This window comes from Sphingobium sp. FG11 (assembly GCF_057809915.1).
Map to the genome: position 1 here is coordinate 130,298 of NZ_JBMDKW010000008.1, position 26,215 is coordinate 156,512.

Annotated in this window: 16 protein-coding genes; 6 read left to right on the forward strand and 10 right to left on the reverse strand. The window is 59.1% G+C overall.

Annotated features, from left to right (window positions below):
• Positions 1–192: 192 nt before the first annotated feature.
• Both ACODSN_RS09285 and ACODSN_RS09290 read right to left on the reverse strand, forming a co-directional pair.
• Positions 193–1,362: a hypothetical protein gene (locus tag ACODSN_RS09285; RefSeq protein WP_489054838.1), complete on the reverse strand. Its 1,170-nt coding sequence runs from the start codon at positions 1,360–1,362 to the stop codon at positions 193–195.
• Positions 1,359–1,835 (reverse strand): hypothetical protein, encoded by a 477-nt coding sequence (locus ACODSN_RS09290; protein ID WP_489054840.1) that lies wholly within the window; start codon positions 1,833–1,835, stop codon positions 1,359–1,361. The genes ACODSN_RS09285 and ACODSN_RS09290 overlap by 4 nt, the downstream gene beginning before the upstream one ends.
• 708 nt (positions 1,836–2,543) lie before the next feature.
• On the opposite strand from ACODSN_RS09290, the gene ACODSN_RS09295 reads away from it, so the two are divergent.
• Both ACODSN_RS09295 and ACODSN_RS09300 read left to right on the forward strand, forming a co-directional pair.
• Positions 2,544–5,708 (forward strand): hypothetical protein, encoded by a 3,165-nt coding sequence (locus ACODSN_RS09295; RefSeq protein ID WP_489054842.1) that lies wholly within the window; start codon positions 2,544–2,546, stop codon positions 5,706–5,708.
• Between the two features lie 87 nt (positions 5,709–5,795).
• Complete coding sequence (locus ACODSN_RS09300) at positions 5,796–7,148, forward strand: hypothetical protein (RefSeq protein ID WP_489054843.1); 1,353 nt, start codon at positions 5,796–5,798, stop codon at positions 7,146–7,148.
• Between the two features lie 365 nt (positions 7,149–7,513).
• Here ACODSN_RS09300 and ACODSN_RS09305 read toward each other — a convergent pair whose 3' ends face one another.
• From ACODSN_RS09305 to ACODSN_RS09340, 8 genes are all read right to left on the reverse strand, one after another.
• Complete coding sequence (locus ACODSN_RS09305; protein WP_489054845.1) at positions 7,514–9,583, reverse strand: TonB-dependent receptor; 2,070 nt, start codon at positions 9,581–9,583, stop codon at positions 7,514–7,516.
• An 81-nt stretch (positions 9,584–9,664) separates the two neighbouring features.
• Complete coding sequence (locus tag ACODSN_RS09310) at positions 9,665–10,651, reverse strand: HupE/UreJ family protein (RefSeq protein ID WP_489054847.1); 987 nt, start codon at positions 10,649–10,651, stop codon at positions 9,665–9,667.
• A complete protein-coding gene (locus tag ACODSN_RS09315; protein ID WP_489054848.1) occupies positions 10,648–11,550 on the reverse strand; it encodes a peptidyl-prolyl cis-trans isomerase in 903 nt (300 codons plus the stop codon). Before ACODSN_RS09315 ends, ACODSN_RS09310 begins: the two co-directional genes overlap by 4 nt.
• Before the next feature lie 46 nt (positions 11,551–11,596).
• Complete coding sequence (locus ACODSN_RS09320) at positions 11,597–13,441, reverse strand: DUF3604 domain-containing protein (RefSeq protein ID WP_489054850.1); 1,845 nt, start codon at positions 13,439–13,441, stop codon at positions 11,597–11,599.
• A 209-nt stretch (positions 13,442–13,650) separates the two neighbouring features.
• Positions 13,651–15,564: a DUF3604 domain-containing protein gene (locus ACODSN_RS09325; RefSeq protein ID WP_489054851.1), complete on the reverse strand. Its 1,914-nt coding sequence runs from the start codon at positions 15,562–15,564 to the stop codon at positions 13,651–13,653.
• Between the two features lie 154 nt (positions 15,565–15,718).
• Positions 15,719–18,403 carry a TonB-dependent receptor gene (locus tag ACODSN_RS09330; protein WP_489054853.1) on the reverse strand — a complete coding sequence of 895 codons (2,685 nt, stop codon included), beginning with the start codon at positions 18,401–18,403 and terminating at the stop codon, positions 15,719–15,721.
• 241 nt (positions 18,404–18,644) lie between these two features.
• The gene (locus tag ACODSN_RS09335) at positions 18,645–19,691 is read right to left on the reverse strand and encodes a FecR family protein (protein ID WP_489054854.1); all 1,047 of its coding nucleotides are present in this window, start codon (positions 19,689–19,691) and stop codon (positions 18,645–18,647) included.
• Complete coding sequence (locus tag ACODSN_RS09340) at positions 19,688–20,254, reverse strand: RNA polymerase sigma factor (protein WP_489054856.1); 567 nt, start codon at positions 20,252–20,254, stop codon at positions 19,688–19,690. Before ACODSN_RS09340 ends, ACODSN_RS09335 begins: the two co-directional genes overlap by 4 nt.
• Before the next feature lie 530 nt (positions 20,255–20,784).
• On the opposite strand from ACODSN_RS09340, the gene ACODSN_RS09345 reads away from it, so the two are divergent.
• The 4 genes from ACODSN_RS09345 (at position 20,785) to ACODSN_RS09360 (ending at position 26,118) form a co-directional block, all read left to right on the forward strand.
• Positions 20,785–21,315 carry an RNA polymerase sigma factor gene (locus tag ACODSN_RS09345; RefSeq protein WP_489054881.1) on the forward strand — a complete coding sequence of 177 codons (531 nt, stop codon included), beginning with the start codon at positions 20,785–20,787 and terminating at the stop codon, positions 21,313–21,315.
• Positions 21,308–22,264, forward strand: coding sequence for a FecR family protein (locus ACODSN_RS09350; protein WP_489054857.1), 957 nt, complete (start codon positions 21,308–21,310; stop codon positions 22,262–22,264). The genes ACODSN_RS09345 and ACODSN_RS09350 overlap by 8 nt, the downstream gene beginning before the upstream one ends.
• A gap of 69 nt (positions 22,265–22,333) precedes the next feature.
• The gene (locus ACODSN_RS09355; RefSeq protein WP_489054858.1) at positions 22,334–25,051 is read left to right on the forward strand and encodes a TonB-dependent receptor; all 2,718 of its coding nucleotides are present in this window, start codon (positions 22,334–22,336) and stop codon (positions 25,049–25,051) included.
• A 17-nt stretch (positions 25,052–25,068) separates the two neighbouring features.
• Positions 25,069–26,118, forward strand: coding sequence for an SMP-30/gluconolactonase/LRE family protein (locus ACODSN_RS09360; protein ID WP_489054859.1), 1,050 nt, complete (start codon positions 25,069–25,071; stop codon positions 26,116–26,118).
• The last annotated feature ends 97 nt before the right edge of the window (positions 26,119–26,215 follow it).

Sequence of the window (26,215 nt, forward strand, 5' to 3'; positions counted from 1 at the left end):
ACATGTAAGACTTTCGTACGCCTACCGGCGCCCGAAACCCTTCGACCTTGCTGCTAGTCCGCCTCAGAGGGTTGTAGGTTAACCACTGCCTGTGTTCGAGCTGGCAAAACCAATTTGAGGCAGCCGATCCCTATTTCCGATCATGACGTTAGACGACTCAGGGCTAGCGAGGAAAATTGTTCTCAAGAACCCTCAGGTTGTCTTGAATGATAGGCCGGCAAGGGCTTGATCATCTTGAACATGTTTTAGGCTCGCCAGAGCTGGTGCTTGGAGCATCTTTAGTTCAACGATCCGAACCCGTTCATTTATGGACTTGGTATTCGGCCAAATCACTGCAGTCACTTCATTGTCGCCCGTAAGATACAGGCTCGTAGCCATCATATTGCCTAGAAGCCCCTGCCCGGCGGCGGTCACTAAGCCGTCATAGCCAATAGCCTTTTCCACTACGACGCCCTCAAAGCTCAGATTGCCTACCAGCACCCGCAGCGCTGCCCCAGCCCCATCAAACATGACGAGATAACTTCTGTCGTCCGATCCAAACACGCCTTTGGGCTTGGCTGCATTGCGTTCGAGAGCACGCATTGCGCGGGCGATCACAGAACGATAGCGATTAGCCTCGTCGGTAGTGAATGCGACAAACTCCTCCAATCGTTTCGTTGTTTTCCGACGGGCCTCCAAAGACATGGCCTTCGTCGACGAAATATGTTCGACCGAATCCTCCATATCTACAATGGTATCGAGCAGCTTATCGGCGACTGAAAAATAACCGTCCTGGATTAAATTACGTGCCAGATTTGAGGTGGCCAGAGCGTTACCCTCAGCCATCGCTCGTGAATAAAATTCCGTTGAAATCGACTTATCCAGCCCGCTGAAAAGGACGCCTCTGTTGTTGAGTGACCAGATGAATTGACGGCTGTCTGGCTTAATCTGGCAATATTGGTTGAACGCAAAGGCCCAGCTTTTTATATCGTCTCCATAACTGTAGGCGAGTTGGAAACGATCGGCGCCGCGGGCGGGATCAGATAAGATCGATATTTCTGTCGCGGCACGGAATGCAAACGCATTAGTAGAGTTTTCAAATTCAGATGCGAGAGTTGAGAAGGCAATGGCCCGTTCAGCGGAACTTGCTCCTTGTGCGACCATCTCTTGAAAGAATTGCAAGGCGCGATCGGCGGAATTAAGCCGATAATAGGCTGAGATCACCGCAGGCAATACGCTGAAGCTTGTTTGCCTGGTTCGGCGCGCGAGAAGCTGCTGTATCAGGGTCGTCGCTCGGTCCGCATCATGCGATTCCACTGCAATGCGAAGAAGCGATATCAAAGGATTGACCCACCCTGGATTTGCTTCTGCAAGAGCGATCAATTCCTCAGACGTTCCCGCAACCCCATATTCCCTTTTGCGTCCGACATAGAAGCTCGTCCAGAAATCACGGTCTCTGTAGTTTCGTCGCTCGCTTCAAAGACTTTGAAAGCGCCGAGATTATCCGAGAACAAGAGTTGGTGGGCCGGGCTGTTGAGATCGTCTCCCGCGCTCTCAGCGGCCTCTTCTGAAAGAATGTCTGTCGGTTGTTCAGGCTCAACGACAGTCTCTGAAACCAAAGAGAGCGGATCGATCTGATGAAGCCCGGCATCCTCTGGTACCGCTGTGGAACTATCGGCAAGTTGCTGTGATGCATTGGCCTCAAAGGACACCCAATCTTTAACGCTAAAACCGATCTTGCCGCTTTTGGTGAGGATCATTCTCACGATTAGCAAGGCCACGATAGATGCAACGATCGTTGCGATCGGCCAAGAAACAGCCTCGGCAAACTTTACTACGTCCATCAGCCCCGACACCCGCGCTTCTTTGGCCGCCCCAAGCCCCAATATTATAAGCTATCGTGGCGCAAACGTCATAGATAGGCAAGCCATGATGGTTTAAGTAAATTTCAAAAAACGGTAATCGAAATTTTATAATCAAAGTAACGTGTTGTTATATCAACAAATACATTCTAAATTTTCTTAAAATGAAATTCGAGATATCAGCCTGATATGCAAGCAATGCTCATGTATATAGACGCTGTCAGAACAATAGAAAAAATGGGCGGTGCGGATCGTCAAGAGCTAATAGGGAAGAAAGATATGTTCAATCGACCCCGACGACGACACGCTGGAGAAACGCGGCCGTTACATCAAATTCCAACTCATGCGAAAACCGTGGGATAGCCATCTCTGTTTCTTGAATATCCGCCTGCCCGCAAAGCGGCTATGCGCGCAGATCGCCTTGGGCGAACCTGACCATCCGTAGCTATGCGGCAAAAATTGGCTCCTGGGTGTCCTAAGGGGGGCGGTAGTGGCGAGCGCTCCGCAGGTCACCTACATGGCGGACAGGGGCTTCGAATGAACGGGAAGCACATCAAAAGGCCGAAACTGGCTAATCGCAAAGCCGCAATGTAAGTTGGGAAATTCCACGCCAAGAGAGAAACACGGTCCTATTTCCTGTCTTCTGGATCGCTTTTGAACAGAAGTCTTGGCGGCGGGTATTGCTCAGCTAAGATAATCGACATGGCGCCCGATCTAACGTCATCCAAAGCAGCGTTACGCGACGCCTTATCAGGGCTTAAGCCGACAGGGGCTGACGGTTTTGAGGGGCTGATCGCCGGCGTGCTCAGCGCCGCAACTGGCTACGTGTTTCGCTTGGCGGCTGCAGGCACCCAGGGTGGACGCGATGGCGGCGGCCATGGAACGGAAAATCATATCGCATTTGAAGCGAAGCTCTACGGCAGCACACTGCCGCGCAACGAAGTGCTCGCGAAAATCCCGCTGCTATTGGCGTCTGCCGTACCGATCGACCTATGGATTCTTGCCGCGAGTTGCGAAGTACGCGCGCAAATTGGCGAGACACTTGAAAGCATGCGAACCCATGGTCTTGCGACGTTGATCCTAGACTGGCCGGACCATATTAAGGTGCCTCCACTCCTGGCCGCCTTGATGATCGCGCCTGAAGTCACCACTGCCTTCCTAGCGGAACATGGCTTGGACGTGGATTTGGAGGCCATCAAAACCGCCCTCAGCGTACTCGAAGCAACTGCGGAAGCGCAGCAAGCGATCCTGGCGGTGCGGGCGGAGTTGGAAGGGCCAGCGCTAGGTTTGGGTGCTGCTCTCAAGTCCAACAATCTTTGGTTGCGAAAATCTTTCTCAGACCGCCGGGCCGCCTGGAGCAGCTTTGGTCAAGCGCTTGCCCCCGCCGCGACGATACGTCTTTCAGCGCGGGGCCGTCCCGGCGTGGATCCGCAGATCGACGCGGCTCTAGAGCGCCGCTTGACCGATATTACCATCATCATCGGTCCTGAAGGCACCGGCAAATCCTGGGCGGTAGCGCTGCGTTGGCTGGCTGCTGAAAATCCTCCTCTGACTCTGTTCGTACCAGCAGCAAGCATCTCCACTCCACTTGATGAGCCAGGTGCGATTGAAGCGCTGCTTGTCGCGCGCCTGCTTGAGCAAACGGGGGATTTTAGGGCACCAGGCGCGGCCGAAAGATGGCAGCGGCGGCTGTCCGCGTGGCGACGTACATCGGCCGGGGACAGGCCTCGCCTCGTTCTCGTGATCGATGGATTGAATGAGAATCCTGCGCGCAACTGGGCGCTATTGCTCGATCGCCTCGCGATCGCCCTTGAGGAATATGGCGCCAATCTCATCGTTACATCTCGCGAGAAATTTTTCACGCTGCGGATCAAGACTGGCCTCATTACGAAGGCGGTAATTTGTCCTTTGCGGGAATGGACGCGTGCGGAATTAGGGTCGCTTCTCACCGAACTTGGCATTGATGCAAGCCTCCTCGCTTATCGCGTCATTAACGCATTGCTCAATCCGCGCCTCCTCGGCATTGCGGTCCAATTGCTTGATGCCGGGGATCTTCGCGCCGCCGAGGAAATATCGCGCGAACGTCTCCTGTTCGAGCATATCCGTCAACTGGGCAATGCGAGCGAGCGGCGGCCGGAATTGTTTATTCGCTCGCTTTCGGATCATGCCGCGAGCATCCTGGCTGGTAATGGTGGCGCCAAGGCCTCACTCGTGTTCGACACAGTTGCCAGCCATACCTCGCCGAGAACAGTGTATGCAGAACTAGACGCAGTTGTGGGAGAACGGTATTTCACCGCCCTGCCAGACGATCCAACTCGCTATGTGCTCACTGAGGATGGTCTTTCGATGGCGTTGGGCGTTGCAATCGTTAGGTCGCTTGCCGATGTCGCGCGATGTGAAGGCGACATTTACGAGACGCTAGACCGCCTGCTGGAGCCAGTCGCAGCGCTCGATAGAATGACCGAAGCAATGTCGGCGGCTCTGCTTATAGTTTCGATCGACGTAGGGCCTGCGGACGCCGTTCGGATTGCGCTAGTGCGCGGCTATTTGCGTCTCCAGAATGTCGATGAGCGAAGCTATCGCGGCTTTGCCGCGGCGATCCGCTCAATGCCTGTTGCGGGCCTTGAGGCACTCAAAGTGATCAGCCAAGGTGTGGTCGATCCGCCACGCCTTCGTTGGCTGACGCTTGCCTTGCGCGCGGCGCGGCAGGACAGTGACAGCGCCGCTTTAGTGATCGCTCATGCGCGGACATGGTTGCAGCTATATAGTTTGAAGCCCGATCGCAACGCGGACAGGCACAATCCCCGGCCCGACGGCGAAAAACGTCGGGTAGAGGAACAGGAGAAGCATGAAGCCAAAATCGCGGCGTTGTCGCCAGCGGAACGTACCATATTGGCTCGTCTCGAGCGCAATGACACGATCGATCCGGCAAGGCTTGCCGCGCAGGCAATTATTCTGCTTGCTGGCCTGCCATTGGCATCCCTTGTCGAGGATTTGGTCGGCTGGACCTTCGCCAGCACACTCAACATCTCATTTAGCGACCCGGATAAGGAATTTGCCGCGCTGATCCGTTTCAACCGCGTTGATTTCACCCAAGCCCGAACCGCTCTGCTGCGCGCCGCCGAGCCGTTGATGGCGACCGATGTTTCGCTTGTCGGCAAATGGGCGCTCGTTAGTTTATTGCGTGCGACTGGGACGCTAAATGACGCGGAACGCGAAGCAGCGTTAGTCGATGGTCTCGTCGATCGCTCCGAATGGCCCAAGAGCTGGCGCCTCATGGAGGACTATTGCGCGACCGATCCTTGTGACCCTCAGTCACAACAGCCAGAGAATCTCCAGGAAACCGTCGAGCGCTATCGCGCAATTCCGGTCGAAAAGCTTGCGGCAGGGCGCATGACAAACGAACATGACCATTTTCTCGATGATGGCGCCACCAGTATGGCAAGGTTCGCGCCCGAAGCGGCAATAGAGATGCACCGCGCCCATGCCGTTAATGTACTGGGCCGGACGGGCGAGCCATTGCGAATGGGTGTCTTCGATCTCGATGGGCATGGCGCGCTATTGCACCCTCTTGTCCCGGAATTGCTCGGTCTCTCACAGGCTCTCTACGAAGATACCGATGTCGAGGACCTTCAGAAGTCGCATATTTGGATCGTTCAGCAGATGACGTTGCTCGGTGCCTTCCTCCATCTGGACGGCGATGCACAAGTCGAGGCTCTACGGAACCTGCCGCCCCACGGCCCGCTGCTGATACAGTTCAATCAGGTGTTTCGACCAGCATCCTCCCAGTCACTCCACAAGTTGCTTGGCGATGCACTCGAAAGCGGAAGCGAGAACCGCATCTTGGCGGCGCTCGCCTTTGCTTGAACCTCCGGTACGCCCGTATCGCCCGCAGGCGTCGCGGTACTGGAGAGGCTACTGGATCGCAGCGAATCGTCCATTCGTGCCCTGACTTTGGCGGCGCTGAAAGGTTGCAATGATGCAGGCGCGATTGCAAGATTTGCGTCTTCGGATTGGAGCGCGGGACCAGAGCGCGACGCGACTTCGACTCATCTTGTCGCCGCCTATGGTTCCCGCCTTTTGCTGGAAGCCGCCCGGCGAGAACTTCTGCCGCCCGATGAGCTGGTGGCCCGCGTCGATTCAACGCATCTCGGGGCTGTGGCGTCCATTTGCGGGAACAAAGCCGCGCCGTTCCTGCTGGCGCGACTGAATGCCGCGTTCGACGCGGCAATGGGCGCGCAAGCATTGCCACCGGCACCATTGATCGAGCTTGATCTCGAAGGTGACGAGGAGGTGGGACCGCATTTTGTGTCCGTATCGGAACGGGAGAGGAAACTCTCTCTCGAAGAGTTTTTCGACCAGACGCGCGAAACCGATGAGGAATTCGAGGCAAAGCAGCGTAACTATCATGCGCGCTATGCCGCGCTCAATGGCGCGTTGAGCGCACAAGGCGCGCATCTCGTGCTTAACCATGTGAGCGCCACCGCATTGTCGGCCATCGTCGAACAGTTCCCTCAGGCCGCCTTGGGGTGGAGCCGCCGAATTCTGGCGCTTAACACTTTCAACCTACCTCGCATCTGTAATTTCGCGCTGCAGCTCGCACGTGTTTTGTCGCGTCACGACGCTGAACACGCTAAATTGCTCTTCGCTAAGGTGGGTGCCACCCACCCGATCATGCATATCCGCATCGGCTTGGGAGAATTACCGCTAGAGGCGCATTGTATCTGGCAAGCCAGCGATGGCGATGCGATGCGGCTATTGCGCCGCGAGCGCCTGCTCCAGGCCAGTGACGATGCGGAACTTGCCACCGAGACGCTCGCCGCTTGTCGTGCCGGCAAATGGGCTGAGGCAAAAGAGACCGTCGACTATCTTCTGGCTAGCGAGATGCCGACTGATAATGCGCGGGCCCTTATGATCCTTGGCTATGGAGACCAGGATAGCAGGAGCGAAGCGATATTCGCACGGTTCGGAAATGCGCAGGGTCTGCTGGGTGATACGCTGGAAGCCGCGCGTGGCGCTTATGACCGGAATGTCTGGGCTCGCGAGTGGCATCGCAGAATGACGAGCGCCCTGAGCCTGGAGGAATTCTGGTGTGCCTCGGTACTGCTTCGAAAGCTTATCGATGGCCGTATCGATCTGTGGGAAGCCGAGCATAGTCCGCAGCATGGCCTTGCCGAATGCTACGCTCTGCTTCGTCGCCGCTATAACAAGCGCATCGCAAAATGGGCAAAGTCGCGCTCGGCTAAATTGTTCGGCCTGGACGCTCCTGATCCCGTTTTTCTCGGATGTGAGGATGTCGAGGAATAAGATCAGACATATTCCTACCATGCATCGGACGTTTCAAGTCCGCCAAGTGGCGCAGCACCCTACCATTTTCGCACTTCCTTGCCGCCGATTGTTCTTCTCTGCTCTGTCGCTGGCTATTGCTACAAGCAGCTATTCCGCGACCAGCCAGTCTTGGCCAATCAAAATGAGCAAGCGTACGGTCCATATTTGAGGACGGAAAATCTGCGGCTGAGCAGCCACGAAGGATCGAAATCGGCGGGTCTTGGGACAAAGCCGACGCCATGAGTGGACCGTAAAGCGTCGGCTTCAGCCGGAGTCCGCCATTCGTGGGTTTGAATGCCGCTAACATCGTTGAGCCATTCTTCGTCATCAAGTTAAAGCGGTCACTACCAAGCTATTCTCAGCGACAGGCGGACCTGTCGCGGCTCGACGGGATGGATGTGTCGGTCTTCCACACCTTCTGAGCGTTCGCCGCGAAGGCGGGAGGCATAGAAATAACTGATGTCCGCGTCGCTGGCATCGAACAGGTTGAGCACGTCCACACCGATTTTTGTCCGCCCGACGCGGTAATAGGCACCCAAGTTGACGAGCGTCGTCGGATTGGACCGGACGCTGCCGTTTTCAATGAGCGGAGATGCGCCGAAGTGGCGGAGGCGTAGCGAGCCGCTGAAGCCATGGTCTAGTTCTACGGCAGCGCCGGCCGATATTACCTCACTTACTGAATTGGGAATGCGGTCCTCGCCGGAAGGGGCATGGTGAAAACGGGCATGGGTGAAGGCGGCGGCGGCATCGATCGTCAACCAGTCGGTCGGACGCCAGAACAGGCTGGCTTCCGCGCCATGGCGGCGGGTCGCGTCATTGGCTTCCGTGCCGCCGCCGTCACCGACGAACACCAGTTCCGACGCCAGCCCTAGGTAAAAACCGACCAGCGACATCGTCAAACGCGGCGCTTCGATGCGCGCGCCGATCTCGGCACCACGGGCCTTGACCAGCGCCTGCACCCGGTCGACCGGATCGCCGGTTACGGGATCGATGCTGATCGTTGCCCCGCGCACGTCGTTGGAATGGAAGCTCTCGCCATAATTGGCATAAAGTTCAAGCCGGCCCAGCATGCGCCATGCGAGCGCCACCTTCGGGCTTAGCATGAAGTCCGATCCCTTGCCGCTATTGGCAACTAGGGTCTTCGCGGCCACCTCATAGCCATAGAGGTCACCACGCAGGCCAAGCGTGAGGCGTAGCCGATCGGTCAGCGATGCGGTGCCCTCAGCGAACAGGGCACCGCTATATTCATCGACCTTGTCCTGACGGATCGTTCCGCTGGTCACGCCGCCGACCGAGCTATACAGGCCAATCTTGCCGATATGATCCCACCGCGCATCCCCGCCGATGGTCAGGTCGACCGGCAATCCGGCGATGCGGGCCGCCCACTTGCGCCGCACCGATCCGCCGAACACGCCGCGCTGGTCGCGTTGACGGAACTGGTCGCCATTGACGGGATCGTTGAGGAAGAAGGTGAAGTTGGATGTCAGTCCAAAGCGGTAATATACGCCGTACAGGGTAATTTGCGTGTCCCCCAGCGTAGCGCCGGCATTTAATCCCAGCCGGGTCGTCTCGCCGCCCAATGTCGGGTCGATATTCCCCCGGCGGCTGATGAGGCCGCTGGCGATGGCGCGTTCGGGCACCTGATCGGTCGCATTCCAGCGCGCATGATAGCCTGTAAAGCTCAGATTCCATCCATGATCGGGCGTGCCCTGCGAATATCTGACCAGCGCATTGACCTTTTGCAGATCCTCGTCGAGCGTCCAGGGTCCGTTGGACAATGTGCCTTCCAGCGCGACGAGCAGGTCCCCGCTTCCCATGGCGGCGCTTCCGGCGGCGAGCGCGCGATAATAGCCATAACTGCCCATGGTGGCCTCGATGATCGGTCTCGGCAGGCTGTCCATCGTCTTGAACATCACGGTGCCGGCGGCCGAAAAATCGCCGACGTCGGCAAAATAGGGGCCTTTGCGATAATCGATGCGTTCGACCAGTTCCGGGATCAGGAAGTTAAGATCGAGATAGCCCTGTCCATGCCCATGGCTGCGCATGTTGACGGGCACGCCATCGACGAAGGCGGCAAAGTCGGTGCCGTGATCCAGATTGAAGCCGCGCAGGAAATATTGGTTGGCCTTGCCCGCGCCGCTATGTTGGGTGGCGATCATTCCTGGCACATTTTCGACCAGTTCCCCCACGCGGGACAAGGGCCGGTCCTCGAAGTCGCGATAGCCCACGACGCCTTGCGACCCGGAAATTGCCGAGCCGATCTGGGGAAGCGCACGGCCATAGACGATGATGTCGTGATCGGCGTCGCGGGGCTGTTCCTGCGCCGCGACAAGGGGAGAAGCGGTCAGAATCAGGATCCCGAAGAGAGCCGAAATGGGACGCTCCAGGATATGGCGTCCATCAGGTGGATACATTGATCGCATGCTCCGTGGAGGTTTATTGCTTCCGCGCGGCGCGGGTTTGCACGCGGGGGCATTTTTCTGCGATGCTCGGGATCAGCTGAACAGCGCGACCGTGCGTTCGGCGAGCCAGTAGGAGGCGAGGGTTCCGACGATCGCGGCGCTGGTATGGCGCGCGATGACTGGCGCATCGGCGCGCAGGCGCAGATGCGCCCAGGCCCTGCGCAACACCAGATACAGCGCGATCGCGACGATCACGAAGATCAACTGGCCGATCTCGACGCCCAGGTTGAAGAACAGCAGCCCGGTGACGAGTTCCGTCTGCGGCAGGCCGATCTGGCCCAGGACGGCGGCGAAACCAAAGCCATGGAGCAGGCCGAAGCTGCTCGACACGGCGATGGGATAGCGCCAGCTCAGCGTGTCGCGCTGCCCCTTGTAGATTTCCACCGCCAGAAAGACGATGCTCAGCGCAATGGCCGCTTCCACCGGCGGCACCGCCACCTGCACCCACCCCAGCGCCGAAAGCGCCAGCGTGACCGAATGCGCCAGGGTGAAGCCGGTAATCGTCAGCAGGATGCGCCGCAAGCCACCGGCCAGCCACAGCAGGCACACCAGAAACAGCAGATGATCATACCCCATCAATATATGTTCGATGCCCAGACGCAGATACTGGCCCGCGACGCCGGCCGCACTTTCGGGCTGCGGCAGCGTTACGCTGGTTTCGCCGGGCTTGAGCAACAGGGACCGGGTTTCGCCCGACGCCCAGTTGATCCGGACGAGGCCCGGCACCGCGGGCGCCGAACCGGGATAGACCAGTCGCAAGTCGCCGCCGAGGCCGCGTGGGCATCGGTAAAGATCGGTTCCATGATCTTCCCGACCGGCGATGCGCTTGCACCGTTGATCGATCCGCACGCCGGGCGCGAAACGGTCGGGGAAGGACGGCGGCAGCCTCAGGTCCACGGAATAGAGCGCGCCGCCCGTCTGCCGTATGTTGATCAGCAGCGGGAACGCATCGTGGGCATTGGCAGGCACGACTCCTGCCAGAAAATACACCAAAATCAGCAGCAGGCGGGCCATGCTCATTTGGTCATGCGCTTTTGTACGTCGCTGTCGATATCCACCTTGAATTGCGCGATCAGGCCATCGGCGAAGGCTTCGCGGCGGGCGGCTCTGGCGTCCTTCGCCGCATCCTCCGCGACTATGGCTCGCGCCTGGGCGAAGGGCAGGGGACGCCCGGCATCCTTGCCTACGATTTGCACGAGATGAAAGCCGTATTTCGAGCGCAGAGGACCCTGCCAGCGCTCGCCCTGCGGCGTCATCGCAAATAGCCGCTCGGCAAAATCCTGACCGAAATGGCTCTCGATGATCTCGGGTGTGCGTTCGATATAATCATTGAGGTAGAGGAAGCGGTCGGCGGCGGGAACGCGCGCCTGCTGGCCGCCCGCGTTCAGCTTGACCAGCGCATCGGCCGCCAGCCTTTTCGCGCCATCCCATCCATGCGCATCGGCGCTGAAGAAGGCGTGGGAAAAGCTGATCGATGGCGCGTCCACATAACGATCGCGATGCGATTCATAATAACGCTTCAGCGTGGCGTCATCCGGCGGTCCGGCCGATTCCGGCGCGCCCTCTGCCAGATATTCCAGCGACTGGACCAGCCGCCGGCGCATCACATAATCATTCTTGTCGAGGCCGAGGCGCAATCCTTCGCGATACATCGCCTCTTCGCGCACCAGGTCCTTGACCATCGTGGCCACTTCCTGCGGCGACATCTGTTCCAGGAATTTTCCGGCCCCCCGTTCATTGAAAGAACGCGCGCGAAGCTGCATGAATTGCAGCAGCCTGTCGCGGTCTACTTCGATCACCCGCGAGGCGGCGACATCCTCACCCGGACTGACCAGAGCATGCAGCCCGAAAAGCGAAAGGCCCGCGAGCAGGAACCAGACAAGCGGTTCCCGTCGGACGCGCGCGACGATGTTATTCATGCCTCTATACCTGTCTCAATCTGCAATCTTCCCATGCCGCCGTGGGTCAAGGCGTATACCAGATGGGTGAACTGAAGGCGCGATCCTGCACGACCATCGGGATATTGGCAGGCATCTTCAGCTTGAAGAATGCCCCATCATAGGCGGTCCATCGCGGCTTGGGGATTTCCAATACCCGCACATAATAGAAAGCACGCTGCTTGGGATCGAAATCCGGATCGGTCCACACCGTCGCCAACTCCGGCGCGCCGATACTGTTCGTATAAGAGGCGTCGGCCAGGTTCACCGTGCTGCCGACGGCGGTCAGCTTGCCGGTTTTCGGATCGACCCTGCGGCCGCCCGATACAGCGACGTCATATATTTTCTCGTGTGTGACACCCTTGGCATCGACCCAGCCCTTGATCACCTGGGCGCGATCAAGATTGGCGTCGTCGGGGTCCTTGGCGGCGGAGATCATGAACATCGGCGCCCTGCCCCCACGGCTTCGGGTCAGGTCGCCGCCCATCGGCACGCCCTTTTCATAGCCGATATGTACATAGTCGGGCCGCTGTACGTCGGACTTCGCGAAATTCCACCCGCCAAATACGCGCAGTTGAATGCGCGAGCCAGTGGTCGCATAGACTTCCCGTCGCCGGATCGCGTCGAATATCGATGCGCGGGTATTTTCCTTCGCCCAAACCGCCGCAAGCCCCGACGCGCCGATCTGCCAGTTCCACTGCGTTATCTTCGTCTCCGCCACAGGCAAAGCGTAACGGCGGGCAGACGGCTCGGAATTCGGCAATTTCCCGAAAAAATTATCCTCTGCGGTGGTCGTCACGCCGATATGCGAATCGGTGCTGCCGATCATGCCGAACTTGAACGGATTGGCGCCCAGCTTCTGCTCGTATAGCAGCCCGTCCTTCAATGCTTTGCGCGCATATTCATATTGCAGCATCGCGGGAGTCTTGCGGACAGCACCCTGAACATTGGTGGTATCCCACAGTTCGAAACCGGCAAATTCGTCGGATGGGGACAAGGTCGGATGGGTTTCGCTGGTGCCCTTGGTCTGCGTGACCTCATAAACCGGCTCCCACCGCGCCCGCTCGCGCGCATAGGATGCGGTGAACGGCTGGCCCGTGAAAGTCTGCGGCATGAACATGCGGCCATTGCTGAGATTGCCATTATGGGGAATGGCCAAAACCTGTCCGCCGGTCTTTGTCTCATATGCCTTGAGATAGGCCCATAATTTCTCCGGGTCCGTGCTGTCCATTGCCGAGAATGGCACGACCTGAAGGGTCTTATCGGCGCCGTCCCGGAAAATGACGTTGCGGTGCAGGTTGTCGCCCCCTGGGGTGGAACTCCATTCATAGCCGATGAGTGCGGTGAAGTGGCCCGGATCATTGAACCGGTCGGCGGTGTTCACGACATCCTGCCAGATCGACTTCACCAGCGCCCCAGGCTCCGGAGAACTGGACCCGCCCGCACGAAGAATGCCGAAAAATTCGTTCATCGCCGTTTTGACGTCGCCAGCTTTCAGCAAATCGCTCCAGCGCTTGCCCTGTTCCCAGGGGCCTTCGGTGCTGCCGCCCTTGGCCAGCCGCGGGAAAACGCCGATATATTCCGCATGGTCCGCCACCACGAGGAAATCGAGCGGACGGCGTAGCTTCACGTGCAGACCGCTCGTGCCGGCCACCTCCTCACCTCGCGCCAGCCGATAGGCTTCATCCGGGCTAACCGTGTGATTGCCAAAACCAAAAGCGTCGGCGGAGTAACTGGTGTGGAGGTGCGTGTCCCCCCAATAAAGATTGGTGTTTTCGTTGGCAAAGCGTACCGGTGGAGAATAGGCCGGTGCGGCCGAACCACCGGGCACCGCAGCCACAGTCGCGGCCGGCGCTTCAGCTGGTTCGGCCAACAAAGCCTTGCCACCGACAAGCAGAAGCCCGCCCGACATGGCCGCCAAAGTCGCCCATCTTGCACCCCTCGACACCATCTTGCGCTTCCCCATCACCTCATCATCCTTTCCCCGACGAACGACCAGACGAGCAGTGCGCCACGCAAACGTTTGATACTATATGCCATATTTATCGCGATGTTCCGAACTGACTGGCGTGCATTGCGCCGTCACTTCCCGGGATCGTACCAGATCGGCGAACTGAAGGCGCGATCCTGCACCGTCATGGGGATGTTGGCAGGCATCTTCACCTTGAAGAACTGAGCGTCATAGGCGGTCCAGCGCGGCTTGGGGATTTCCAGTACGCGCACATAATAGAAGGCGCGCTGGTTCGGGTCGAACGCCGGATCCGTCCAGACGGTGGCCAGTTCAGCGGCGCCGATGCTGTTGGTGAAGGTCGCATTGGCGATGTCGACCGTATTGCCCACCGGCGGCGCCTTTCCGGTCCTCGGATTGACCTTGCGGCCACCAGACAGCGCGACATCATATATTTTCTCATGAGCCTGGCCTTTGGCGTCGAGCCAGCCCTTGATGACCTGAACCCGGTCGAGATTGGCATCGTCGGGATCCTTGGCCGCCGCGATCATGAAACTCGGTGCCCTGCCTCCCGCCTGTCGCATCAGGTCGCCGCCCATCGGCACGCCCTTCTCATAGCCGATATGAGCGTAGTCGGGCCGCAAGACGTCGGATTTCGCGAAATTCCATCCGCCAAAGACGCGCACCTGTATCCGCGAGCCGGTTGTCGCATAGACTTCGCGCCGCTTCATCGCGTCGAAGATCGCCTCGCGCGTATTTTCCTTCGCCCATACCGCCGTGAGACCCGCCGCGCCCAGACGCCAGTTTTCCCGGACATTCTTCACCGGCGCCATCGGGCGGCTGTAACGCCCGACTGCCGGTTCGGAATTGCGGAACTGCCCGATGAAATTATCTTCGCTCGTGGTGGTGAGTCCGTTATGCTGGTCGGTGCCGCCGACCATCCCGAACTTGAACGGGTTCACCCCCAGTTTCTGCTCAAATTGCAGCCCCGATTTCAAAGCGGAGCGTGCATATTCATAAGGCAGCATCCAGGGCTGCTTCGCAGTCTGCGTGAAATTGCCGAGATCCCAGATTTCGAAATCGGCGAATTCGTCGGTCGGCGACAGGGTCGGATGCGCCTCGCTCGTCCCCTTCATCTGGGTGACCTCGACCACCGGCTCCCACCGCGCGCGTTCGCGGGCATAGGCCGCCGTCAGCGGCTGGCCGGTGAAGGTCTCGGGCGCGAACATGCGGCCGTTGCTGATGTTTCCGTTGTGGGGGATCGCCAGCACCTGACCGCCTGTCTTGGCTTCATAGGCTCTCAGATACGCCCAAAGCTTTTCCGCATCCGTGCTGTCGAGCGCGGAGAAAGGCGTGACTTGCGTGGCCTTGGCCGCGCCATCGCGAAAGATCACGTTGCGATGCAGATTGTCGCCATTCGGCGTCGATGACCATTCATAGCCGATAAAGGCCGTGAAGTGACCCGGATTGTTGAACCGGTCTGCGGTCTTTGCGACTTCCTGCCAGATGGACTGTGTCAACTCGGCCGGCACATAGGCCCCTGAATGAAACTTGGAATAGATGCCTGATAGTTTCTGCGGATCGCCGGACTGCAGCAACTCGCTCCACTCCCGGCCCGGTTGCCAGTCGATCTTCGAGCTATCGGCTTTGGCAAGTCTGGGAAGTACGCCAAGAAATTCCGCATGATCGGACACGACGAGGAAATCGAGGGGGTGACGGAGTTTGACCGGCTCACCGCTTGCGGTGACGATTTGCTGACCCATCGCAAATCGGAACGCCTCATCCGGTGTGGTGGTGGCCCCACCTAAGGCGATGGCGTCCAGGGAATTGTTGGTGTGGAGGTGGGTATTGCCCCAGTAAACGTTCATATCCTCATTGGCAAAACGCACGGGGGGTGAATAGGGCCGTGTTGCGGAGTCCGAGATGGAACCCGCCTCGCTGGCTGCGCTCGCAATCGGTTCCTTGCCACCGGTAAACAACAGTCCTGTAGCAATCGCCGCACAGGCCACCCAGGCCCCGTGCATCACAACCATCTTGCGTTTTGCCATGGGAATTCCTTCAATTTTAAGACAGGCTTTCGCTACGCTTCTTATGAACGAAGTCCCTGATCTTACTTATTAGGTCCGCCATTTTGACGGAGTCTTGTATTATGCTCTCATTCCCATGGCAAATGCGTGCGGGCGTCGGCTAATGCGTCCCTGCTTATTGCCCGAAGGCGACCGTGACGCGGATCATGATCTCCCGTCCCCGGTTGATCACGGCATATGTGTCAGCCGGTGTGAAAGCGTTAGGGGTGCCCGACGGCGTCAATCCCGTGAACTGCAACTGCTGACCACTGGCCCAATAATATTTCTGGGTCAGATTGCGACCGATCAGCGCCACTTCCCACGCGCCCTTGGCATCGCCGATCCGCGCGGTGGCGTCCAGCAGGGCGCGCTTGGGCGAGATCAGGAGCGGGTTGATGGCGGCGTCGGTCGGCACGCTGCTGGCGAAAGTGACGTCGGTCGAGAAACCGAGCTTGAGCGCCGAGCCAAGCGGGGTTTCGTAGTTGGCGCCTGCATTCCCTGACCATTCTGGCGCGTTGACGAGTTGCTGTCCGGCCAGATCCTGGTTGTTGCCAGTCTCGCCGGGCAGGATCGGGCGAGCATTGCCGCCGCCGATCGCCCGGAAATTACAGCCCTGCCCCTGCGACTGCCCGCGCCAGCAAGGGCCGAAATAGCTAAGGTAGCGCGCGCGATTATAATTAATGGCGCCTCTGAGCGTCAGCCCTTCGATCGGCGAGCGATAGTTCATGTCGAACTCGATGCCCTTGGTCCGCACTCCGCCGGCGTTTCGAATCGTGCCTATCCCATTCTCGAAGGCGGTTATCTGAAGGCCGCCAACTTTATAGTTATATATCGACAGATTAGTGCGCAGCGCGCCGTCGAGCAACGAGGCTTTCACGCCAGCTTCAAAGCCCTTGATCTTCTGCGGGCCATAGTTGAGCGGAAGGCCGGGAGTCGCCGTGCTGCCGTTAAAGCCGCCCGATAGAAACCCTTTTTTGTATGACCCGAACAGGGTCAATCTCTCGGTGGGCCGGTAGGTAGCCGTCAATTCCGGTGAGAAATTGTTAAACGAAATCTTGCGCACGGGTGTCGCATAGGGTGTCACCGAATTGACACGCGAAAGGGTCAGATCCGCAAGCGTGACGGGAAGCGATTTCTTCTCGTGCGAATAGCGCCCGCCAGCCGACAGTTCGAGTTGCGGCGTCAGATCGAAGCGAGCCTGACCGAACCCCGAATAGGCAACGCCGTCCTGAGCGGCGAAAGAATGGACCAGCTCACGCGGATCGTCCATATTGTACATGGCATGGGTGAAGATCGATGATCGGGTGTCAGAGTAGATCCCGCCGAACGTGAAATTCAACGGCCCGTCAAAGTTGCTGCTCGCGCGAAGTTCCTGCGAAATCTCCCGGTTATAATAGGTCAGAAAAGATGGAAACTGTGGCAGGCCAAAACTTCCGAATTGTCCGATGGGAACAACCGGATATGTCGCAAATTGATCGATGTTCCTGAATTTGGCCTGGTAGAAGCCGGTCACGGAGGTCAAATCGATCGTATCGCTAGGCTTGTAGTTGAGTTCCAGCCCGACCAGAATTTGCCTTTGCTTCGAATAGGTGTGACCATCGCCGAAGGCCGGCTCATAGGGCGTGAAAGCGGTGCTGACATTATCGGTACGGTTGATCCGCCCGTCGGCCTTGCAGTCGCTGACCACGCCGGTGAGCTGGGACCTTCCGATAGGGCAGTTCACCACCTGCGCATTGCCCGTGGCAGCAGCGCCCTTGACCGTGCCGTAGGAGACTTTGAGCCGCGCGCTGAACGCGTCGGTCGGGTCGAACTTCAACGTGCCGCGCATATCGAGTTCGCGGCTGCGGGGGCCATAGCGATGGAAGGGCGGGCTGATGCTGTTCGCCGGGACCACGCTTTTGACCCAGCCGCGCATGTCCGAGCCATAAACGGCGAGCCGCGCGCCGAGCGTGTCGGTCAGCGGGCCGGAAACGAAGCCTTCGCCGCGCCACTCATGCGCATTGAATTCATAACCGACCGATGCCTTGGCCTGGAAGTTCGGCGTCGGGTCGGCCGTGCGCAGCGAGATGATGCCGCCGGGGCTGTTCTTGCCAAAGAACAGCGACTGCGGCCCCTTGAGAACCTCGACCTGCTGAAGATCCATGAAGGCCAGACGGCGGACGCTCGACTTCGCCACCTGAACGCCATCGATGTTGAACGACACCGCCTGGTCGCCGAGCGGATTGGTGTCCGGACCGGCCACGCCGCGCAGTGCGATCGTGCCGCCCTGGGCGCCGCCACCCGCGCCCGCGATCGTCAGGCCGGGAACGAGCTGAGACAGCGCGTCGGCGCTGTTGATGCCCCGCCGCGTGAGTTCCGCCCCGCTTACTGCCGTCAGAACGACCGGAACGGCTATGGACGTCTCGTCACGCTTGCGTGCTGTCACGATGATGTCGTCGACGGGTACAGGGGCTGCCTGGCGCGGGGCGCTCTCGGTGGACGGGGAAGCCATTTGAGGCGCCGCCGAGGCGAAGGCCGAAGCAATCTTCCTGGGCTGCGCGCTTACGATGAGATAGGCCCCATTGCTGCTGCGGCTGTAAGCAAGGCCACTGCCCCGCAGCAGGCTGCTCAGCGCCTGATCCGGCGTCATCGTGCCATCGACGGATGGTGCGATTTTCTTCGCCGCGAGGGCAGGTGGAACGAACACGGAAATCCCTGTCCTGCTCGCAAGCTCCAGCAGTGCGACGTCCAGCGGTCCGGCCGGGATTGAAATGGTTTGCGATGCTGCCTGCGCCACCGCCGGTTGCACCATGCACGCAGCGGCCGCGATACCCAGCGTCAACGCCAGCCTCGAACACGCGCCTGCCAGTCCATTGCTCGCGCGGTGCGATACCGTTTTCTGAGAAATATGATTCCTCTGCATGCCCCTGATCTCCCCTAATATTATCAATTATTTGAGGTCACCCCGGCGGACGCCCCTGTGAAGAGACGGCGCAGCTTAAAAAATATTCCAGGTTCTTCGAAAAATTTATGCAAGCTGTTCATTATAAAGAATATTTCTCTACGGTCGTCCCTCCTTCCGTCTATCTTTTAGGTCGGATCCTGACGCGCGACGGGGTGCGATCTATCTGTAGCGGAGCCGTCGCCTCAAGCCCCGACAGCAGGGTGTCGGTCTGATCGGCGCGCACTGCCATCGTAATTTTCATATCGCCGAGGTTTTCATTGGCCAAAACGATCTTGTCGACACGATAACGGTTCACCTCCGCCACCACATCACTCAGCCGGGCATCACGATAAATGAGCAGCCCCGTCCGCCAGAGCGCCGCATTGGCGGGATCGAAACGCTCGATGGGACCAATGCGCCCATCTACAGCGGATAAGACGCGCTGACCGGCGATCAATCGGACGCCGTCATTGCGCGGCGCCCGGCCAGCAAGCGGTACGACGCGCACGACGCCCCTTGCCACCGCCACGCGCACATTTTCTGGTGCCCGATCAACATCGAACTGCGTACCGACCACTTGAATATGTGTCGTAGCGGCGAGGACGGTGAACGGTTTTGCCGGGTTGGATGCCACATCGAACCAGGCTCTGCCGTCGATCAGTTCCACCCCACGACGCCGCTTCGAAAATGTCGCCCGGATCGTGGTATCCGCCCCAAGCGTAACCCGCGTACCGTCAGAAAACGAGACGGTCTTTATTTGCCCTACAGCCGTTCGATAGATTTGGACGGTGGGCGTATCGAAAAATCCCAGGTGCCAGATTCCCAACGCCAGCAATAGTGATGCGGCCACCGCCATCGTCGCCGCGATCGCGCCCCGCCGCCCAGACCAGGAAGAGAAGTCGCTCGCGCGGCTTTCGAAGTCAACGATATTGCTTGCGGAGTTGTGGTCGGATGCTTCCGTCGAGAACATGCTCTGGACGCCAGCGAAGATCATATCGCGCCAGATCTGTTCCACATTGCGATAGGCGACGACATTTATGGTCGATTGATCCAGCCAGGAAGAGAATTTCGCTCTACCGTCGTTGGTCGCCTCACCTGAGTATAAATAGGCCAACCAGCGCACAGCTTGATCCTGCGGCGCGCCCGCATCGTCTCCGGGAGACCTAATGTTCGCTATGTCGCTCATTTATCCTCCGTCGGTCCGTTGGCGATCGCTGCCTGAACGGCGACCATGGCGGCGCCTAATTGTCGTGAAATGTCAGCGCTGCTCCAGCCCGTTTCCGCGGATATCCGGGCGTAGGTCTGGCCTAGAAAGCGGCTCCTCCTGATGATTTCGCGTTGCTTGCTCGACAGGCCTTCCATGGCTTGGGAGAGCAGGGTCAGTTGCTCCCTTCCCTCATAGACGCGTTCGGGCGTAATTTCTTCCAGGGCGTGGCCGGTGCGATGCAGTTCATGGTCCGTGAAAGCATCAGTACGTTTAATCCATTTGATCTCGTCGAGCGCCACATTGACAGCCATGGCATAGAGATATGGTTTGATTTTTTCGATCCGTTGGATGTCGTCAAGCGCAGCCAGTTTGGTGAAGGCGATTTGCGCAATATCCTCAGGCGACGGCGGGCCACCACCATAGTGCCGCCGCAACCACCCCACTAGATTGCCTATATGGTCACGGTATAGCCTATCAAGAAAGTGCCGCCGGTGGCGGTCGAGCGATGTAGGCATAGCGCCCTCGCTCAACTTATCAGGCATCAATCGTTCCTCTGCCCTAACGGGCATATGCGTCTTTTGCGATTTCGGTCCATGCCATCATTTGCGGCAGAGAGGCAATTAAATCGGGCGAGCTTCTGAAACCTTTCTGAACAACTTGGCCCAGACAACGCTTCTCGACGGCTCTGTTCGCTGGCCTTCATCCGAAATGGCTCCGATGGGTGAGGGGATGCAACCGGGCATTGCGGGGCTTTCCTGCTCCGCCCAGCCGACCGTGGGAGGCGGTTGCGGTCAGCGTCGCGTCCGATGATCGGACGCCGACGCCCGAGGAAAGGACGCGAGATAACTGTTTATCTGCATGTCCAGTTAATACGCTGGCTTCCGCTCATTTCCGCCACCAGTGTGCAGCAAGGCATCGTCGCGCTGAGGTCAGGCGACATTTAGTGCTAGGGATGATGTGGTAGAAAAATGATATCCGACGTGGGGTAATTGGCCGCTCGCATGTCCTAGCGTAGGGGGGAACCATGGAGGAAGAGCAGATCAAGGCGTGGTTCACTGCACTCGTTCTGCCGATGGAAGCCCAACTGCTTTCCTTTTTCCGGTCCCGTTGGAAGAACCAGGACGAGGTCCGAGACATGCTGCAAGACGTTTATGAAAGAGCATTAACAGGCGCGCGGCAGGGAATTCCTCACAATGGCCATGCCTATGTGTTTGCGATCGCGCGCAACCTGATGATTTCGCGCGCGAAGCGCAACAAAATCATATCATTCGATTTCATCGCCGACCTCGATCAGGTGACCAATGAGCAGGATTATCTTACCCCCGAACGCTATGCCACCGCCCGCGAGGAATTGCGTCGCGCCATCGTGGCGATGGAGCATCTGCCGCCGCGTTGCAGGGAAATGGTGCGGCTGCGCAAGGTCGAGGGGATGACCGTGCGCGAAGTTGCCGAGCAGATGGACGTAAGCGTCGCCGCAGTCGAACGCCAGCTGACGCTGGGAATGCGCACGCTCGTCGATTTCATGTTGGGCGACAGCGGTCGGGTGAAGCGGGAAAAGCGGTTCAGCGCCCTGCGCCGGGCGAGGCGGGAAGAGCATGACTGAATCGGTTGAGCAGCGCGCCGCGCTCTTTTTGCTGAGCCGGGAGGAACCGGACTGGTCGCTCCAGCGGGAAGTCGAGTTTCAAGCTTGGCTTGCTTTGTCGGACCGGCACAGGGCGGTCTTTTGGAGGCTCGAACATGGATGGCGGGCGGCTGATCGAGTGACCGCGATTGGGATCGCTCCCCTGCGTCCCCCCCAGCTGACTGCGGCAGCCCGAACACTCGCCTGGCGTGCGGGCGCGGCGATCGCGGCGTCGCTGCTGATTGCACTGGGCGCGAGCATCATTATCGGGAAGCCGCAGTCAGCACCTCGCTACGAGCGGTTTGCAAGTTCGGACCAGCCCAGAACGCTGTCTTTCGCGGATGGCAGCAAGATCGAACTCAACGTCTACAGCCAGGTTCATGTCGCCATGAACGGGCGCAGCCGACTGGTCACGCTCGACCGCGGCGAAGCCTTTTTCGATGTCCATCATGACGAGAAAAGGCCCTTCGAGGTTCGAATCGGTGTGTATCAGGTCACAGATCTGGGCACCAAATTCGTCATTCGCAAGGATGAGGAGGGAATCAGAACCGCAGTGCTGGAGGGAGAGGTCGAACTGGGCCTTGCCGACAAGACCGTAAGCAAAGCTCATCTGATGAAACCGGGGGACTGGGCCGTCACGCGGCGGGGCGCCACCTATGCGCACAGCGGTGATTTGGGTCAGGTGGAAGCCATGATCGGATGGCGCAGGGGGCTGATTGTCTTCAACCACGCCCCGCTGGCGGAAACGACGCGTGATTTCAACCGCTACAATGACAGAAAGCTGGTCATAGCCGATCCCGCCGTGGCTGCGATCAGGATCGACGGCGCGTTCAAGACGGGAAATATCGCCGGCTTTGCGCGGCTTATGCGGGATGCGTACGGGCTGCGGGTCGAAGAACAAGGGAGCCAGATAAAAATTTCGCAGAAATAGCGTGGGGGGTTGGTGCGGCCGACACTCTTCAGTGAAGAAGGCAAAAAACTTGTCTCGGGGAGGAATCTAATGCGCACCAATCTATCTTTGACCACGATTCTCGCTGCCACATCCTGCATGGCCGCCTTTGCTGCGCCTGCCGTAGCGCGGGCAACGACATTTCAGATTCCGGCCGGTGACCTGAGTTTGGCGATTTTCACTTATGTGCGCCAGTCCGGCGTTCAGATCGTCTATCGTGCTGACGAGATGCGCGGCATCCGTTCAGCAGGCATCTCTGGCCGGATGACAGCCGAAGACGCGTTGAGTGCGTTGCTCGCCAATAGCGGCTTCGAGGCGAAGCGGGATGCTTCGGGCGCGTTCGCCATAGTGAAGGCCCGTGGGCCCCAAGTCGCCAAAATGACAGCGACTGCATTCACGGCCGCTATCCCACAGGAAGCCGCTCCCACTCTTTCGCCAAGCGTCGCCCGAAACACAAACGACGAAGAAATCATCGTGACGGCGCGCAAGCGCGAAGAGACGCTGATCGACGTGCCCGTGGCGATCACGGCGGTAACTGGCGCCGAGCTGGAAAAACGCGGCATCAATTCGATGGATGGTATCGCCCGCCTCGTGCCCCAACTGATCGTCGGCGACGGTGGCACTGCCCAGGGCGGCAGCATCGTGATCCGGGGTATCAGCGGTTCGGACGGCAATCCCTTTGCCGACCAGGCCGTGTCGTTCAACATCGATGGCGTGCAGGTCGCGCGCGCCTCGGTCCGTCGCATGGGCCAGATGGACATGCAGCAGGTCGAGGTGCTGAAAGGGCCACAAGCGCTGTTCTATGGCAAGAACAGCCCTGGCGGCGTGATTTCCATCCGCACGGGCGATCCGACGAAAACGCTTCAGGGCAAGGCGTCGGTCGGCTATGAGTTCAACGCCCATGAGTGGCGCGGTGAAGGCTATATCGCCGGCCCGATAACCGACAGCCTCGGCTTTCGCATCGCGGCTTATGGCTCGAAAATGCGCGGCTGGGTTCGCAACACCACGCCGCGCACGGAAATCACCGCGCCCAAGCACCAATATGCGCCCAGGGCGGAAGAATTCGCGGTGCGGGGTACGCTCAAATATGAGCCGGCCGACAATTTCGACGCCCGCCTCAAGGTCACCTACGGCGAACTCCATGATGATGGATACACGTCAAACCTTCAGCTCGTATCCTGTCCCAATGGCGCGCCGCTATCCGGCCAGATCGACGATTGCCGCGCCGACGACAAGGTTTCGGTGGGCGCGCGGACCCCGAACTTCGCCCTGCGCTACCCGCGTTTTGGCGAGAATGATGGCCAGCTGAGGGGGGAGCAAAAGCAGCTGCTGGTCGGTTATGAAATGAACTACCGCCCAAGCGACGAGCTGACGCTGACTTCGGTGACCGGCCTCTATCATATGAAGGCCGATGCCTTCGTCAACGTGACCGCAACCTATGTGCCCTCGCGCATGCTGGCATCCAATCAACGGCTGAGCTTCACGGAACTGTCGGAAGAACTTCGCCTCACCAGCAATTTCGACGGGCCGGTCAACTTCATGATCGGCGGGCATTTCCAGAAGAGCACGGCCAAACAGGGGCTGGCCGCCTTTCTCAACGGTTCCAATTTCACGACGGTGCCGCCGTTGGTTCCAGCGGTGGTCGCCAACTCCCATCACGAGCAAAAGGGCACCGCCTATTCGGGCTTCATGCAGATGCAGTGGGATATCACCGACCAGATTCAGTTCTCTGGAGGGGGCCGTTATTCCTATGAGAAGAAAAAGTTGCCGATCGCAGAAAGCCAGACCGCCGTCGATCCGGTGACCGGCCTTCTTCTGCCACGGGTGCCGATTCTCGCTCAGGGTTCCAAGGACCACTGGAACGATTTCTCGCCGGAATTCACGCTTTCATACCATCCCGACCGTAAACTGAACATCTATGGTTCCTACAAGCACGGTTTCATCTCCGGCGGTTATAACGGGGGCGCTGCCAACTTCGCCTTGCCGCTGGATTACGACCAGCAGACCGTCAAGGGCTTCGAAGCCGGGGCCAAGGCATCCTTGCTGGACGGTGCCTTGCGCACGAGTCTCGCGCTTTACACCTATGAGGTGAAGGGCTTGCAGGTCACGCTCAGCACCGGCGCTTTTCAGGAACTCAAAAATGTCGGCAAGGTGCGGAGCAAGGGCGGGGAGTTCGACTTCTCGTACCGCACGCCGTTGCAGGGGCTGAGCCTGCATGGTGCGGTGGCCTATAACAGGGCGCGCTATGTCGATTATTTCGCGAATTGCTATCGGGGTCAGAGCAAGGCCCTTGGTTGCGCGTTCGTGCCGGTGCCTGGCCAGCCGGGATCTGGGGTACCCGCCGCTCCGGGCGTCAACGGATCGTTGCAGGATCTGGCCGGCACAGCGGTGGTCCGCACGCCGGAATGGACGGGCAATGTGGGCTTCGATTATGAAACGCCGATCGGGTCCGGCATGAAACTGGGCCTGTCGACCAACATGACGTTCAGCGCCAGCTATCTTTCGGACCCGGGCTCCATCCCGCAGGGACGAGTGCCCAACTACCAGCTGTTCGATGCGACGCTGCGCCTCTCGGAGCAGGATGACCGTTGGGACATCGCGCTGATCGGCCGCAACCTGACCGATAAATATTATTTCGTCAGGGCCAGCAATGTGCCCAATTCGGGCACGGCGCCAGGCAACGAAACTGGCCCCGCGGTTCTCGGCGATCTCCAGTCTTATGTCAGCCGCGGTCGGGAAATCATGCTCCGCGTGTCGACCAAGTTCTGATGATCAGAAGTCTCTTGGTGCGGAATACCTCCAAATGGTCGATGATCCTGGCCTGCACGATTTGTGCGGGCCAGGGTGAGGCGCAGTCCCCGTCGAAAGCGGGGGCCACATCCTATCCAACGCTGGCCTATCCCACGGACAGCCCTGCGCCCGTGATCCCACCGAGCGAGGCGGGCCTCCAGACGATCGTCGCTGAACCATGGTACAGCATGACGACCAGCCTGTCGGCGTTCGGCGGGATGGACCAGAATCTCTTCATAGAGGGGCCTCTGTTCGACGCGCAGGGCAACCTCCTGTTTGTCGAGGTGCAAGGGGGGCGGGTCATGCGGCTTTCCCCCAAGCAGGACCTGACGATGATCCTGCCGAAGAATGAAGCCCACTCTTCTGGTCTGGCCTTTCTCAAGAACGGCCGCATCCTCGTGGCAGGTGGCGGAGGCAGTATATTCTCGATCCGGCCGGACGGTTCGGACAAGCAGGTCATCATCGATCCCAAGGCGGGCCATAAGCCCAACGACCTCGCCATGGACAAGGAGGGCGGCTTCTACTTCACCGATTTCAAGGGCAATAATGCCGACCGCACCGGCGGGGTCTATCATGTCGCCCCGGACATGAAGACGGTCACCCCCATCATGATCCGTATGTCCGAGCCCAACGGGATCGCGATCAGCCCGGACGGCAAGACATTGTGGGTCGGCGAGGTGGGGACGGGGTTTCTCCATCGCATCAATCTGGTCACGCCGACGCAAATTGCGCCCGTCGTCGCCACCACCATGCGCTACCATTTCACCGGCGCGACCGTGGATTCGTTGCGGACCGACAGCGACGGCAACGTCTATGCCGCGCTCGCCGGCGAAGGCCGGGTCATGGTGTTCAATCCCAAAGGCGTGCCGATCGGCCAGATACTGATCCCCGACCGGGACTGCGGAGAGCTGCTCTTCACCACCAGCATGGCCATCAAGCCCGGCACCCGTGAACTCTATATCCTGTCGAGCAATTATCCGGGGCGCTCAGCCAAAATCCATCGCGCGGGCGCCTTCGCCAACGCCCCGGCCCCGGCCGGGCCGTGAAACCGCCCTATGTGTTAGTTACGCGCGAGATCCAGGCGCCGTTACCGCTCCGCAGACGCGAAAAATGGGATATGTTTACATCCACGCCTGAAGTAGA